This is a genomic window from Kitasatospora sp. NPDC004289 (genome assembly GCF_053602875.1).
The window spans coordinates 1-13,115 of the sequence record NZ_JBSGEL010000053.1; the positions used below are offsets into that span (position 1 = coordinate 1).

12 protein-coding genes and 1 pseudogene are annotated in these 13,115 nt (G+C 73.0%); 9 read left to right on the forward strand and 4 right to left on the reverse strand.

The window, feature by feature from the left end:
* The 4 genes and pseudogenes from ACWEPF_RS28935 to ACWEPF_RS28950 form a co-directional block, all read left to right on the forward strand.
* On the forward strand, positions 1-580 hold a 580-nt coding region (locus tag ACWEPF_RS28935; RefSeq protein WP_452174858.1), incomplete at its 5' end, for a Kae1-like domain-containing protein.
* A 38-nt stretch (positions 581-618) separates the two neighbouring features.
* Complete coding sequence (locus tag ACWEPF_RS28940; protein ID WP_452174859.1) at positions 619-1,728, forward strand: winged helix DNA-binding domain-containing protein; 1,110 nt, start codon at positions 619-621, stop codon at positions 1,726-1,728.
* Positions 1,729-1,842: 114 nt separating this feature from the next.
* Positions 1,843-2,727: an arginase family protein gene (locus tag ACWEPF_RS28945; RefSeq protein ID WP_452174860.1), complete on the forward strand. Its 885-nt coding sequence runs from the start codon at positions 1,843-1,845 to the stop codon at positions 2,725-2,727.
* A gap of 24 nt (positions 2,728-2,751) precedes the next feature.
* Positions 2,752-2,865, forward strand: a pseudogene (locus ACWEPF_RS28950) (aromatic-ring hydroxylase C-terminal domain-containing protein); the annotation flags it as partial.
* A 7-nt stretch (positions 2,866-2,872) separates the two neighbouring features.
* Here ACWEPF_RS28950 and ACWEPF_RS28955 read toward each other — a convergent pair.
* Positions 2,873-3,451 (reverse strand): TetR/AcrR family transcriptional regulator, encoded by a 579-nt coding sequence (locus tag ACWEPF_RS28955; RefSeq protein ID WP_345280353.1) that lies wholly within the window; start codon positions 3,449-3,451, stop codon positions 2,873-2,875.
* 192 nt (positions 3,452-3,643) lie between these two features.
* Between ACWEPF_RS28955 and ACWEPF_RS28960 the strand changes: the two genes are divergently transcribed.
* Positions 3,644-5,017 (forward strand): MFS transporter, encoded by a 1,374-nt coding sequence (locus tag ACWEPF_RS28960; protein WP_452174861.1) that lies wholly within the window; start codon positions 3,644-3,646, stop codon positions 5,015-5,017.
* A 197-nt stretch (positions 5,018-5,214) separates the two neighbouring features.
* The gene (locus tag ACWEPF_RS28965) at positions 5,215-5,976 is read left to right on the forward strand and encodes an SDR family NAD(P)-dependent oxidoreductase (RefSeq protein ID WP_452174862.1); all 762 of its coding nucleotides are present in this window, start codon (positions 5,215-5,217) and stop codon (positions 5,974-5,976) included.
* Positions 5,977-6,067: 91 nt separating this feature from the next.
* Here ACWEPF_RS28965 and ACWEPF_RS28970 read toward each other — a convergent pair whose 3' ends face one another.
* The 3 genes from ACWEPF_RS28970 to ACWEPF_RS28980 form a co-directional block, all read right to left on the reverse strand.
* Positions 6,068-6,766, reverse strand: coding sequence for a VC0807 family protein (locus tag ACWEPF_RS28970; RefSeq protein ID WP_452174863.1), 699 nt, complete (start codon positions 6,764-6,766; stop codon positions 6,068-6,070).
* 129 nt (positions 6,767-6,895) lie between these two features.
* Positions 6,896-7,411 (reverse strand): HNH endonuclease, encoded by a 516-nt coding sequence (locus ACWEPF_RS28975; protein ID WP_452174864.1) that lies wholly within the window; start codon positions 7,409-7,411, stop codon positions 6,896-6,898.
* 182 nt (positions 7,412-7,593) lie between these two features.
* Positions 7,594-8,928 (reverse strand): AAA family ATPase, encoded by a 1,335-nt coding sequence (locus ACWEPF_RS28980; protein WP_452174865.1) that lies wholly within the window; start codon positions 8,926-8,928, stop codon positions 7,594-7,596.
* 125 nt (positions 8,929-9,053) lie between these two features.
* On the opposite strand from ACWEPF_RS28980, the gene ACWEPF_RS28985 reads away from it, so the two are divergent.
* The 3 genes from ACWEPF_RS28985 to ACWEPF_RS28995 all read left to right on the forward strand — a co-directional run bounded on the left by ACWEPF_RS28985 (position 9,054) and on the right by ACWEPF_RS28995 (position 13,091).
* A complete protein-coding gene (locus tag ACWEPF_RS28985) occupies positions 9,054-9,836 on the forward strand; it encodes a VOC family protein (protein WP_452174866.1) in 783 nt (260 codons plus the stop codon).
* A 94-nt stretch (positions 9,837-9,930) separates the two neighbouring features.
* Positions 9,931-10,686, forward strand: a complete 756-nt coding sequence (locus ACWEPF_RS28990; protein WP_452174867.1) for an HAD family hydrolase — start codon at positions 9,931-9,933, stop codon at positions 10,684-10,686.
* The gene (locus ACWEPF_RS28995; protein WP_452174868.1) at positions 10,683-13,091 is read left to right on the forward strand and encodes a glycoside hydrolase family 65 protein; all 2,409 of its coding nucleotides are present in this window, start codon (positions 10,683-10,685) and stop codon (positions 13,089-13,091) included. Before ACWEPF_RS28990 ends, ACWEPF_RS28995 begins: the two co-directional genes overlap by 4 nt.
* Positions 13,092-13,115: the final 24 nt, after the last annotated feature.

Sequence of the window (13,115 nt, forward strand, 5' to 3'; positions counted from 1 at the left end):
CACCCTGGACGACGCGGCCGGCGAGTGCTTCGACAAGGTGGCCCGGATCCTCGGCCTGCCCTACCCCGGCGGCCCCGCCATCGACCGCGCGGCCCGCGAGGGCGACCGGAAGGCGGTGCGTTTCCCGCGTCCGCTGACGGGTGCTCAGGACGCTCCCTACGCCTTCTCCTTCTCCGGCCTGAAGACCGCCGCCGCCCGCTGGGTGGAGGCCCAGGAGCGCCCGCACGTGCCGGACGCCGCCGCCGCCCTCCAGGAGGCGGTGGCCGACGTGCTCACCCGCAAGGCCGTCCGGGCCTGCACCGACCACGGGATCACCACCCTGGTGGTGGTCGGCGGGGTGGCCGCCAACTCCCGGGTGCGCGAACTGGCCGAGCGCCGCTGCGCCTCGGCCGGCATCACCCTGCGCGTCCCGCCGCTGGGCCTGTGCACCGACAACGGCGCGATGATCGCCGCCATCGGCGACCTGCTGGTCCGCGCCGGCGCCGAGCCCGCCCCGGCCGACGTCTCGGTCGACCCCTCCGCCCCGCTGGAGCACGCCGCGCTGGTCCCGCTCGCCCACCGGCGGCGGGCAGCAGCCTGACGGTACCGTCGGCCCCGGACGTACGACGGAGGAGGGGCATGACCACCACGGTGCTGGACGCCAGGGCGCTCAACCGGGCCACGCTGGCGCGCCAACTGCTGCTGGAGCGGGCCGGGCTGACGGTGCCGCAGGTGCTGGAGCGGCTGGCCGGGCTCCAGGCCCAGACCCCGCAGACCTGGTACGTCGGGCTGTGGAGCCGGATGGACCGCGACCCCGCGGCGGAGGCCTCGGCACTGCTGGCGGACGGCGCGGCGGTGCGGATCGCGGTGATGCGCGGGACGATCCACCTGCTCACCACCGAGGACGCGCGCTGGCTGCGGCCGCTGGTCGATCCGGTGATCGAGCGCGGCACGCTGTCCGCCTTCCGCCGCAAGCTGGCCGGGCTGGACCTGGCCGAGGTGACGGCGGCCGGGCGGGCGGCGTTCGCCGAAGGGCCGCTCACCTTCGCCGAGTTGGGGAAGCTGCTGGCCGAACGCTGGCCCGGGCACGACGGCGCGGCGATGGCACAGGCGGTGCGGGCGGCGGTGCCGCTGGCGCAGGTGCCGCCGCGTGGTCTCTGGGGCCGCAGCGGGCCGGTGGCCCACCTGCCGCTGGAGCAGTGGACCGGGCAGGGCCTGCGGGCCGCTCCGGTGGACGAGCTGGTGCGGCGCTACCTGGCGGCCTTCGGGCCGGCCACCGTCAAGGACGTGCAGCAGTGGTCGGGCCTGACCAGGCTGGCCGAGGTGCTGGACCGGCTCCGCCCGGAGCTGGTGACCTTCCGGGACGGGGAGGGCCGCGAACTGTTCGACCTCCCGCAGGCACCCCGCCCGGACGGGGACGTCCCGGCGCCGGTCCGCTACCTCTACGACTTCGACAACCTGCTGCTCTCGCACGCCGACCGGAGCAGGGTGCTGACGGTGGACTTCGCCGACCAGGGCTTCGCCGGGGTGAACGAGATGCCCCGGTCCGTGCTGGTGGACGGCTGGGTGGCGGCCACCTGGCGGATCGAGGCCGGCAAGCGGGAGGCGGTGGTGACGGTGCGTCCGTTCCACCGCCTGACGGCCGCGCAGCGGCACGACCTGGTGGAGGAGGGCACCGCGCTGGCCCGCTTCCTGGCCCCGGAGGCGGCGCGGCACGAGGTCCGGATCACCGCTCCCACGACCACCTGACACTGTCCCGGCCGGACCATGGCGACCTTCACGGCCCGTCCACATACTCGGTCGTGCGCCGAACCCTCGACGACGCGGCGCCACGGGCACGTTGACCGGAAGAGGTGATGGTCGGTGCGCAGGGTGAGTGCGACGGAGGGCTTCCTCGGTGCCGAGCCGTGGCGGGCGAACGGCCACTGGGACGTGGTGGTGGTCGGGCTCCCGTACAGCGGGAGCAGCGCGGCCGGGCGGGCCGACCTCGGCCCCGGGATGCTGCGCAGCGTCTCCCGGGCCGTCAGCCCGGGGCCGCTCCGCGGGCCCGTCCCGGGCTGGTGGGACCGGGCGGAGCAGGAGCTGCTCTGCGCCGGGCTGACCTTCGCCGACGCCGGCGACCTGCGGATGGACCCGCTCAACGCCGGACAGGACCTCGACCTGGTGCCGGAGGTGCTGGAGCGGCTGCGGGGCACCTGCCGGCTGCTGGTGGTGCTGGGCGGCGACGACTCGCTCGGCTACTGGGTGCACGAGGGCTTCGCCGGCGTGCTGGTGCACCTGGACGCGGAGCAGGACGACCAGGAGCCGCGCTGCCCCTCCGGGCCGACCAGGAGCGACTTCGTCCGCCACCTGGAGCGGCTGGAGGAGCTGCGGATCGTCCAGTACGGGCAGCGCGGCCTGGTGCAGGGGCGCCCCGAGGGGCCCGGTGACCGCCGGGACCTGGCCCGGGACGTGGCCGAGCTCAAGTCGCTGGTCGCGGGCTCCGGCGCGGCCGCCTGCGCGGTCCTGCTGGACGTGTCCGTGCTCGACCCCGGGGTGGTCCGCAGCGTCGCCGCGCCGCTGCCCGACGGGCTGACCACCGATCAACTCGGCGGCACCCTGCGGGCGGTGGGCTCGGCGGGCGTCCCGGTGCGGCAACTCACGGTGACCGAGTTCGCCCCCGAGGGGGCGGAGGGCGCGGCCGGGCGGCTGGACGCGATGCGGCTGGTGCAGCTGGTCGTCCGGGCCTGTCACGACTGGCTGACCTGAGGCGGTGCCCCGCGGTCCGTCACCGAACTGACCGCCCCGCTGGTCCGCCCCGACGGCTACGCCGCCTGGAGCTCGGCCTCCCCGGCCCCGCTCACCACCGCGCTGACCCGCCGGTTCGGCGAGCCGTCCGGCAGCTGACGGCGGTTCAGAGCAGCGAGAGCGCCTGGTCGGCGGCGGCCCGGATCCGGACCCGGTCCGGGGCGGCCCGGGCGATCACCCGGATCCCCTGGAGCAGCACCAGCAGGAAGCGGGCCAGTGCGTAGGGGTCCTTGGACCCGTCCAGCTCCCCCTGGGCGTGGGCCCGGACCAGCGCGGAGGTCAGGGCGGTCTCCAGGACCGTCCAGCTCCGTTCGACCTGGGCGGCCACCACCGGGTCGCGGGAGGAGAGCTCGATGGCCGCGTTGACCACCAGGCAGCCGCGCGGCTCGGAGTCGTGCAGGGCCTCGTGCACCCAGCTCTCCACCAGCGCCCGGACGGCCGGGAGGGCCGGGCCCGGCTGCGACAGGGCCGCGACGAACCCGGTCTCCCTGCTCTCCAGGTAGCGCTTGAGGGCGCTGAGGTAGAGGTCGTGCTTGCTGCCGAAGGTCCCGTAGATGCTGGCCCGGGCGATGCCCAGGTGCTCGACCAGGTCGGCCATCGAGGTGGCCTCGTAGCCGCGCTCCCAGAACAGGTCCATCGCCTGCACCAGCACGCTGTCCGGATCGAACTCCTTGGTCCTCGCCATGCCTCCGACCGTAAGTCATTCGAGACCGTTCGGTCCAGTAGCGGACCGGGGATCAGGGCGCCGGGCTCGGAGGGGCGATCATTGCTCTATCTGGACCAAGCGTTCTTGAACTGCTACGGTTCGGGAGCAGTCGAGGTCTGGCGAACTGGTCTCTATCTGGAACGATTGGTCTGGAAAAGCTGGAGGGGTGTCATGGCTGCGGATCCGGCCCTCGGGCCGCCGGTCTTACGGCAGCGGGCCGCGTTCGCACTGCTGGGGACGGTACAGGTGGTGCTGATCGCCACGATCACCGTGATCACGGTCGCGCTGCCCGCGATCCAGGCCGAACTCGGGCTCACCGAAACGGACTTGGTGCTCGCCATCTCGGCGTACAGCCTCTCCTTCGGCGGGCTGCTGCTGCTCGGCGGACGGCTGGCCGACCTGCTCGGCCACCGCCGGGTCTTCACCGCCGGAGTGCTGGTCTTCGGACTCGCCTCGGCCCTCGCCGCCGCCGCGCCGAACCTGGCGCTGCTGGTGGCGGCCCGCTTCGGCCAGGGCGTCGGTGCGGCCGCCGCGGCCCCGGCCGCGATGGCCCTGCTCGGCTCGGTCTTCCCGGCCGCCGAGCGGCGCGGACGGGCCCTCGCGGTCTGGGGCGTGCTGGCCTCGATCGGGGCCGGCACGGGGAACATCGTCTCCGGCGTGGTGCTGCACTGGGTCTCCTGGCGGTGGACCTTCGTGGCCCCCGCGGCGGTGGCCGCCGTGGTGGTGCTCGCCGCCCCCAGGGTGCTGCCGTCCGGGCCCGGGCCCCGGCGGGAGAAGCTCGACCTGCCCGGCGCGGTGCTGGCCACCGCCGGCCTGGCCGCCCTGATCTTCGGCCTGACCGAAGTCCACAGCCTGTGGATCGCGGTGGGGACCGTCCTGCTGGCGGCCTTCGGGCTCACCCAGCTCCGCGGCTCCAGCCCGCTGGTGCCGCCCTCCTTCCTGGCCTCGCCCCGCCGGGTGGCCGCCCTGACGGCGATCGCGCTGACCGCCGCCTGCATGGCCACCTACTTCTTCGTGCTCGCGCTCTACTTCCAACAGGTGCTCGGCTACTCGACCCTGGCCACCTCGGCGGCCTTCGTCCCGCCGGCCCTCGCGGTGGTGCCGGCCGGTTCGCTGGCCGGCCGGGCACTGGCCCGGTACGCCCCCGCCGCCGTCACCTCCGCCGGGCTCGGGCTCTCCGCCCTGGGGCTCGCGGTGCTCGGCGGGATCTCCGCCGACAGCGCGTACGTCGGCCCGCTGCTGATCGGGGTGGTCCTCTTCCCGGTCGGGGCCGGCTTCACCTTCTCCGCTGCCACGGTCTGGGCGGTCGGCGACGCCCCGGCCCACCAGGCCGGCCTGGCCGGCGGGGTGATGAACACCGCGATGGAGATCGGCCCCCCGATCGGCCTCGCCGTCCTGATCCCCCTCGCCACCGCCCACGCGGGCACCACTCCCACCCCGGCCGCCGTCTCCTCCGGCTACGCCTTCGCCTTCCTCCTCGCCGCAGCCACCCTCACGGTGGCGGCCGCCCTGACGCTGCTGCTGCGCACCAGAGCAACTCGCTAGAGCGGCGCACCTGGCTACGCCACCAGGGGTGCGAGGAACTGCGCGAAGCGGAAGGCGGCCCAGAGCCGGATCGGGGCACGTCAGCCAGTTGCACGCGCTGCCGTTCCCCAGCGCGCAGTTCCTCGCGCCCCCGGCCTCACCACCTACGTCCCTCACGCCCCTCGGGGCCAACCCATCTGCGAAACCTAGGAGTTCTCATGTCCGCCCGCTTCACCGACAAGGTCGTCCTGGTCACCGGCGCCGCCGGAGTCGTCGGCCGCACCACCGCCCTCGCCTTCGCCAGGGAGGGCGCCACCGTGGTGGTGGCCGACCGCAACGAGGACGGCGTCGACGAGACCGTGAAGCTGATCGAGGAGGAGGGCGGGAAGGCCGGCGGCGTGCTGGTCGACGTCGCCGACTCCGCCTCGATGGCCAACGCGGTGCGGCACGCCGTCGAGACCCACGGCGGCCTGCACGTGGCCTTCAACAACGCCGGGATCCTCCGCGGCGGCACCCCCATCGCCGAGCACGACGAGCAGGCCTGGCACGACTCCATCGCGGTCAACCTGACCGGCGTGTTCTTCGCCCTCAAGCACCAGATCGCCCACATGAGCGCCCACGGCGGCGGCACCATCGTCAACACCGCCTCCAACCTCGGCGCCCACTGGCGGCTGGCCAACATGGCGGCGTACTCGACCTCCAAGGCCGGCGTCTCCTACCTGACCAAGACCGCCGCGCTGGAGGCGATCCCGCACGGCGTCCGGATCAACTCGATCAGCCCCGGCCCGATCGACACCCCGATGTCCTACCTGCCGGGCGAGACCCGTGAGCAGCGCGACGCCCGCCTCGGCCCGACCGTCCCGCTGGGCCGGGTCGCCGACCCGGCGGAGATCGCCGAGGCGGTGCTCTGGCTGGCCTCCGAGGAGTCCAGCTTCGTGGTCGGCCACGACCACGTGATCGACGGCGGCGCCACCGCCTGACGCCGCGTCACACCGCTGGGCGGGCCCGGACCACCACCCCGTGGGTGGTCCGGACCCGCCCTGCCGCCACCCCCTGCGCCCTGTCCCGTTCTCAGCCCCGCTCGGCCGCGGAGCGCTCCACCTCGGCGATCACCTGCCCGGCCATCCGCTCCGCGAAGCGGTTTCCGACCACGCAGCCCACCACGATCGCCGCCACCAGCATCACGGTGCCCAGCCACACCATGGTCTCCACCGGCAGCACGTACGCGCAGACCGCCTTGACCGCGCACTCCGCGACCAGCACCGACCCCCAGGCCAGCGAGAAGTTCCGCTCGTTCCGGCGGAACGCCGCCGAGGTGGCCATCAGCCGCCCCCAGGCCGCCTCCCGCCCGGCCCGCCCCTTCACCACGAAGGGCTTCATCCCCGCCGTCATCAGCGGCCGCCCGAGCAGCGCGGTGACGATCATCGAGCCGCCGATCACGCTGCTCAACAGCGCGTCCTTGACCAGCATCAACCGGGCGTCCCCCGCCACCAGCGACAGTCCGATCCCGGCCACGTTGACCACCAGCATCACCGCCGCGAGCGCGTTCACCCGCCGCTCCCGCAGCAGCCCCGCCACCGTCCGCACCACCGGCACCGCACTCGCCACCGTCAGCGAGGCCACCAGCCCCATCCCCAGCACCGAGTGCGCCAGGTAGTACGCCCCCAACGGCAGCGCCACGTCCACCGCCAGCGGCTTCAACCCCGCCCACGCGTCCCCGCCCCGCCCCTGCTCCGCCTGCTGGACCGCCGTGCCCTCGATGACCGCCATGACCGCTCCCCGTTGTCCGTCCCCGCCGTTCTCCGACCCCTCAAGACTCCCGCCGACCAGGCCCCCTGATGCAGTGCCACCCGTTGCCGAAACCGCATGACGGTTGTCACGCCGTCGCCGACGGTGTCATCACTTCCAGGCGCGGATCGCCTCGAAGGTCGCGGGGTCGAGCACGATCGCGGCGGCGCCATCGGGGAGCCGCTCCATGGCCCGGAGCACTGCGGCGAACGGCGACCTGCGCAGGGCCAGGGCTCGCCGTTCCGCCTTGTCCGAAGCCCCCGACAGGTGGTGCCGGTGCCAGGCCACCAGGACGTCCTGGGCCGTGACGAAGGCGTCCTGACGGCCCGCTCGGAGTTCGATCCGGTTGAGGTCGAAGACCCTGATCGTCTCGGCGCCCCGGCGCGACTCGGGCTGGTACTCGCCTGAGGCGAGCAAGAGGGTGAGGTGCTCGGCGGGGTCCTCGCGGGACGGGTCGACGAGCAGTGCGTTGCCATCAGGGTCGCAGGGGTACTCGTCCCGCTTCTGGTTGCTGTTGCAGTGGGAGCACGCCAGCAAGTGGTTCGGCCAGTCGAAGGCGCGCTCCGGTGCGACGGCGATCGGCTGGAAGTGGTCGATGTCGGTGCCGAGGTTGTCTTCGCAGTACATGCACCTGTTGATGCCGCTGGCCATGCCCTGCAGCAACTCCCGGACGTCTCGCCTGGCCGGATGCGCCTTGCGCCATTCAGCGCGAGCGGCCTCCGAGCCTGTGCCCAACCGGCGGATGTTCGCCGTCCTGCGGTCGAGCAGCCGCTGAGTACTCGACGGCGCGGAGACCCGTCGTACCGGAATCACTCGAGTTCGCCCAGGCGCGCTGCGACTTCCGCGACGCGGGTCCCCAGAGAGCTGACCAGAAGTGAGCTCAACCCGCGGTACTCCTCGGTCTCGGCTGCACTCGCGGTACCGGCGTAGACCTTGCGCTCCAACACCACGAGCCGGCGGCGCTTCTGTTCTGCCCGGTCCGAGTACGGGGTATCGAGCCCGAAGAGCTCGGACAGGGCGGCGTCGTCCGCGCTCCCGAACACGATCCGCCGGTACAGCTCGTCGTCCACCACCTCTGGACCTCGCTGCTCCCCCGGGGCGGCCATCCGGATCAGTCCGCCAGGGTCGGCGTCCTGGCAGATGTAAGGGCTGTGACTGGAGACGACGAACTGGATCCGAGGGAAGTGGAGCCGCAACCAACCGGCGATCTCCTGCTGCCAACTGACGTGCAGATGGGCGTCCACTTCGTCGATGAGGACGACGCCGGGGGCGTCGATGACGACCCTGCCGTCGTTGTCGGAGCGAACGTCAAGGTCGCCGAACGACAGGTAGAGCTGCCGGAGCAGGTCCAGTACCAGCGCCGTGACGGCCCGGTACCCGTCGCTCATCTCGCGGAGCGGGTGGGGGGCTTTCCGATCCGGAGGAAGGACCCACAAGCCGTCCGAATCGATGCGTGAGACCTTGTGTCCCTCCGGCAGAAGCCCGTCGGAGAGGAGCGACAGGACGATCTCCAGTACCCGGGCCGCGTTCTTCCGATGCTCCAGGCGGCGGAGGTGGAGCTCGATCATCCAGGAGACGCTCTCCGCCAGCGAAGCGTCTTCGTGGAAGAGTGAGGCGAGCCGTGCGGTGGGACCCGGGGCAAGCATCAGGCGCTGGGCTTCCGAGGAACCGCCGAAGAGTCGGCGAAAGGGGCCGTAGCCCGCACAGAACCACCCTTGGGGGTTGTCGTCCCAGGGGCCGTGGGCAGCCTCCGGGTGTCCGAAGGTACCCAGTGAGAGGCGGAGCGCCCGTGGATCGTCGCTGCGTCCGGTCGGCTGGATCCACCTCAGGCCGAGCTCCCAATCGCCCAGCAGATGCTTGCCGCGGCCGAGTACGTAGTCGGCTCGGGGGTCCCGGACCACATCCACCCGTACCTGGCCCGACGTGCTCTCCTGGGAGAGCCAGCCACTGAAGTCAGGAACGAGGGACCGGGCCACGGACGGGCCGACGAGTGCGAGGGCCATTGCCCTCAGGAGTGTGGTCTTGCCGGAGCTGTTGCGGCCTGCGAGCACCGTCCAACTGCCGCGTGCGGGCAGGACGAGGTCCACCGAACGGTCACCACGGAAGCCCTTGATCCCCGCGAGGCTGATCCGCGAGACGTACACCCGTCTGCCCTCCTTGTCATGACGCGTACTCACCTTCTCACGCGCGGTCCGGCTCGGGTGGCGGGACGGGAGCCGGGCGGTGAGGGTGGGGCGCGGGGGTCGGCGATGGAGAAGGAGACGTGCGGATGGTCGAGGTGACGGGACCGTATGCGGTCGGGACGCCCTGTTGGGTGGACCTGACCTCGAAGGACCAGCAGGCGGCGCTGGACTTCTACCGGGACCTGCTCGGGTGGCAGGGGCAGGTCGGGCCGGAGGAGTTCGGCGGGTACGCGGTCTGTGACCTGAACGGCCGTCCGGTGGCCGGGGTGATGGGGCCGGTGCCGACGGAACCGGGTCAGCCGGCGGTGCCGCCGAACTGGACCACGTACCTGGCGACCGACGACGCGGACGCCACGCTGACCGCGATCGGCGACAACGGCGGGACGGTGCTGTTCCCGGTGATGGACGTCGGCACCATCGGCCGGATGCTGGTGGCCGCCGACCCGACCGGTGCGGTGTTCGGGGTCTGGCAGCCGCTGGAGTTCCCGGGTGCGGGGGTCTGGGGCGAGGCGGGGGCGGTGGTCTGGAACGAGCTGCGCACGCCCGCGCCGGACGCGGCCGGCGTGTTCTACAACGCCGTCTTCGGGGTGCAGATCGCCCCGATGGAGCAGATGCCCGAGTACCTGTCGTTCAACGTGAACGGCAAGAGCAGCGGCGGCGTCACGACCCTGGAGGGCGACCCGCCCGGCACCCCGCCGCACTGGCGCACCTACTTCGGCGTGGACGACACCGACTCCACCGTGGACGCCCTGGTCAAGGCCGGCGGCACCGTGCTGGAGCCGCCCACCGACTACCCGTGGGGGCGCAACGCCCTGGTCCAGGACCGGGACGGCGCGGTGTTCGCCCTGCTGAAGCCCAATCCGATGTGACGGACCGCCAGGCGGCCGGAGCCGCCCGTTCGCGACGCGCCAGAAACGCCGCGAATGGGCGGTTTTCCGTGTCATTCGGGCCAGACTGAAGGCCATGCTGGGGCTTCCGGACCACATCCACGCGTTCCTGTTCGACCTCGACGGCGTGTTGACGCAGACGGCCAAGGTGCACGCGGCCGCCTGGAAGGACATGTTCGACGCCTTCCTGCGCGAGGAGGCCGACCGCACCGGCGGAGCCTTCGTGCCCTTCGACCCGGTCGCCGACTACGACACCTACGTGGACGGCCGCCCCAGACTCGACGGCACCCGCACCTTCCTGGCCGCCCGCGGCATCACCCTCCCCGAGGGCACCCCGGACGATCCGCCGGGCACCCGCAGCGTGGCCGGGCTGGGCAACGCCAAGAACGAGACCGTGCTGCGGCTGATCGAGGAGCAGGGCGTGCAGCCCTACCCGGGGTCGGTGGAGTACCTGCACCGGCTGGCCGCGCTCGGCCTGCCCCGGGCCGTGGTCTCCTCCAGTGCCAACTGCCGGGACGTGCTGCGCGCGGCCGGCATCGACGGGCTCTTCGACGTGGTGGTGGACGGCCTGGTGGCGCAGCGGGACCACCTGCCCGGCAAACCGGCCCCGGACACCTATCTGGCCGCCGCGAAGGCGCTGGGCACCGAGCCGGCCCGGGCCGCCGTCTTCGAGGACGCGCTGGCCGGGGTCGCGGCCGGCCGGGCCGGAGGTTTCGGCACCGTGGTCGGGGTGAACCGCACGGGGCAGGCCGAGGCGCTGCGCGAGCACGGCGCCGACCTGGTGGTGGACGACCTGGCCGAGCTGATCCCGACGCAGGAGGACCGCGGATGACCGCGCACGGCAGCTTCACCGTCGACCCCTGGGGCGTGCTGGAGACCGGCCTCGACCTGGCCGCGATGGCCCGCTCCGAGTCGGTCTTCGCGCTCTCCAACGGCCACATCGGCCTGCGGGCCAACCTCGACGAGGGCGAGCCGCACGGCCTGCCGGGTACCTACCTGAACGGGGTCTTCGAGCTGCGCCCGCTGCCGTACGCGGAGGGCGGCTACGGCTACCCCGAGTCCGGTCAGAGCGTCATCAACGTCACCAACGGGAAGATCATCCGACTGCTGGTGGACGACGAGCCCTTCGATCTGCGCTACGGCGAACTCCGCAGCCACCAGCGGCGGTTGGACTTCCGGGACGGCCTGCTGCGGCGCGAGGCGGAGTGGACCTCCCCGGCCGGACGGACCGTCAAGGTGGTCTCCACCCGGCTGGTCTCGCTCACCCAGCGGGCGGTCGCCTCGGTGGACTACCGGGTGACGGCGGTGGACGGTCCGGTGCGGATCGTGCTGCAGTCCGAGCTGGTGGCCAACGAGCAGCTGCCCGGCGGCCAGGAGGCCGACCCGAGGGCCGCCGCCGTGCTGGAGGCCCCGCTGCTGGCCGAGGCCTCCTCGGCCGCCGGCACCAAGGCGGTGCTGGTGCACCGCACCCGGCACAGCGGCCAGCGGGTGGCGGTCGGCATGGACCACGTGATCGAGGGCCCGGATGGCTTCAACGTCACCGGGGAGAGCGACGAGGACCAGGCCCGGATCAGCGTCACCACCGTGCTGAAGCCCGGCGAGGAGCTGCGGCTCACCAAGTTCACCGCCTACGGCTGGTCGGCGACCCGTTCGCTGCCCGCAGTCCGGGACCAGGTGGAGGCCGCGCTGACCGCCGCGCGGTACACCGGCTGGAACGGGCTGGTGGCCGAACAGCGGGACTACCTGCGGGAGTTCTGGGAGACCAGCGACGTCCAGATCGAGGGTGACGTCGAGCTCCAGCAGGCCGTCCGGTTCGCCCTCTTCCACGTCCTCCAGGCCGGTGCCCGGAGCGAGGAACGGGCCATCCCCGCCAAGGGGTTGACCGGCCCGGGCTACGACGGGCACAGCTTCTGGGACACCGAGACCTTCGTGCTCCCGGTGCTCACCTACTGCCTGCCCGAGGCCGTCAAGCAGGCCCTGCGCTGGCGGCACACCACCCTGCCGCTGGCCCGCGACCGGGCGGCCCAACTCGGCCTGGCCGGCGCGGTGTTCCCCTGGCGGACGATCCGTGGCGAGGAGTGCTCCGGCTACTGGCCGGCCGGCACCGCCGCCTTCCACATCGGCGCCGACATCGCCGTCGCGGTGGCCCGCTACGTCCGGGCCACCGGGGACGTGGAGTTCGAACGCACCCACGGGCTGGAGCTGTTGGTGGAGACGGCCCGGATGTGGCGCTCGCTCGGGCACCACGACGCGGCCGGCCGGTTCCGGATCGAGGGCGTCACCGGGCCCGACGAGTACAGCGCGGTGGCCGACAACAACGTCTTCACCAACCTGATGGCGCAGACCAACCTGCGCGCCGCCGCCGAGGCCGCCGCCCGTCACCAGGTGGAGGCCGCCGCCCTGGGCGTCGGCACCGAGGAGACCGCCGCCTGGCGGGACGCCGCCCGGGCCATGTACGTCCCCTACGACGAGAAGCTCGGCGTGCACCCGCAGGCCGACGGCTTCACCGACCACCAGTTCTGGGACTTCGACGCCACCCCGCCGGAGAAGTACCCGCTGCTGCTGCACTACCCGTACTTCGACCTGTACCGCAAGCAGGTGGTCAAGCAGGCCGACCTGGTGCTGGCCATGCAGGTGCGCGGGGACGCCTTCACCGACGAGCAGAAGGCCCGCAACTTCGCCTACTACGAGCGCCTGACCGTCCGGGACTCCTCGCTCTCCGCCTGTACCCAGGCGGTCATCGCGGCCGAGGTGGGCCAGCTCGACCTGGCCTACGACTACACCGCCGAGGCCGCCCTGATGGACCTCCACGACCTCGGCGGCAACACCAAGGACGGCCTGCACATGGCCTCGCTGGCCGGCGCCTGCCTGGCCCTGGTGGCCGGCTTCGGCGGCCTGCGGGACCACGCCGAGCACCTCTCCTTCCGCCCCCGGCTGCCCGCCGGCCTGCGCCGGCTGGCCTTCGCCCTGGTGGTCCGGGGCAACCTGCTGCACGTCGAGATCACCCACACCCGCACCACCTACACCCTGCGCCGGGGCAACCCGATGACCGTCCTGCACGAGGGCGAACCCCTGCGCGTCGAAGCTGGCCGCCCCGCCTCCCGCCCGATGGCCGCCCCCGCCCCGGTGGAGCGCTGCGCCCAGCCCCCCGGCCGCGAACCCGCCCGCCGCCAGCAGACCCCCGGCCCGGCCGTCGGCAGTGGCGTCGAGCCCTCCACCCACCTCGCGGCCGAGTAGCCGCAGGACCCCTGACGTACCGTC

Coding starts and splice junctions, on each gene's coding strand:
- ACWEPF_RS28955 (WP_345280353.1), bottom strand. CDS start 3,451: ATGGCGAGGACCAAGGAGTTCGATCCGGACAGCGTGCTGGTGCAGGCG.
- ACWEPF_RS28995 (WP_452174868.1), top strand. CDS start 10,683: ATGACCGCGCACGGCAGCTTCACCGTCGACCCCTGGGGCGTGCTGGAG.
- ACWEPF_RS28970 (WP_452174863.1), bottom strand. CDS start 6,766: ATGGCGGTCATCGAGGGCACGGCGGTCCAGCAGGCGGAGCAGGGGCGG.
- ACWEPF_RS28965 (WP_452174862.1), top strand. CDS start 5,215: ATGTCCGCCCGCTTCACCGACAAGGTCGTCCTGGTCACCGGCGCCGCC.
- ACWEPF_RS28940 (WP_452174859.1), top strand. CDS start 619: ATGACCACCACGGTGCTGGACGCCAGGGCGCTCAACCGGGCCACGCTG.
- ACWEPF_RS28990 (WP_452174867.1), top strand. CDS start 9,931: ATGCTGGGGCTTCCGGACCACATCCACGCGTTCCTGTTCGACCTCGAC.
- ACWEPF_RS28975 (WP_452174864.1), bottom strand. CDS start 7,411: ATGTACTGCGAAGACAACCTCGGCACCGACATCGACCACTTCCAGCCG.
- ACWEPF_RS28960 (WP_452174861.1), top strand. CDS start 3,644: ATGGCTGCGGATCCGGCCCTCGGGCCGCCGGTCTTACGGCAGCGGGCC.
- ACWEPF_RS28985 (WP_452174866.1), top strand. CDS start 9,054: ATGGTCGAGGTGACGGGACCGTATGCGGTCGGGACGCCCTGTTGGGTG.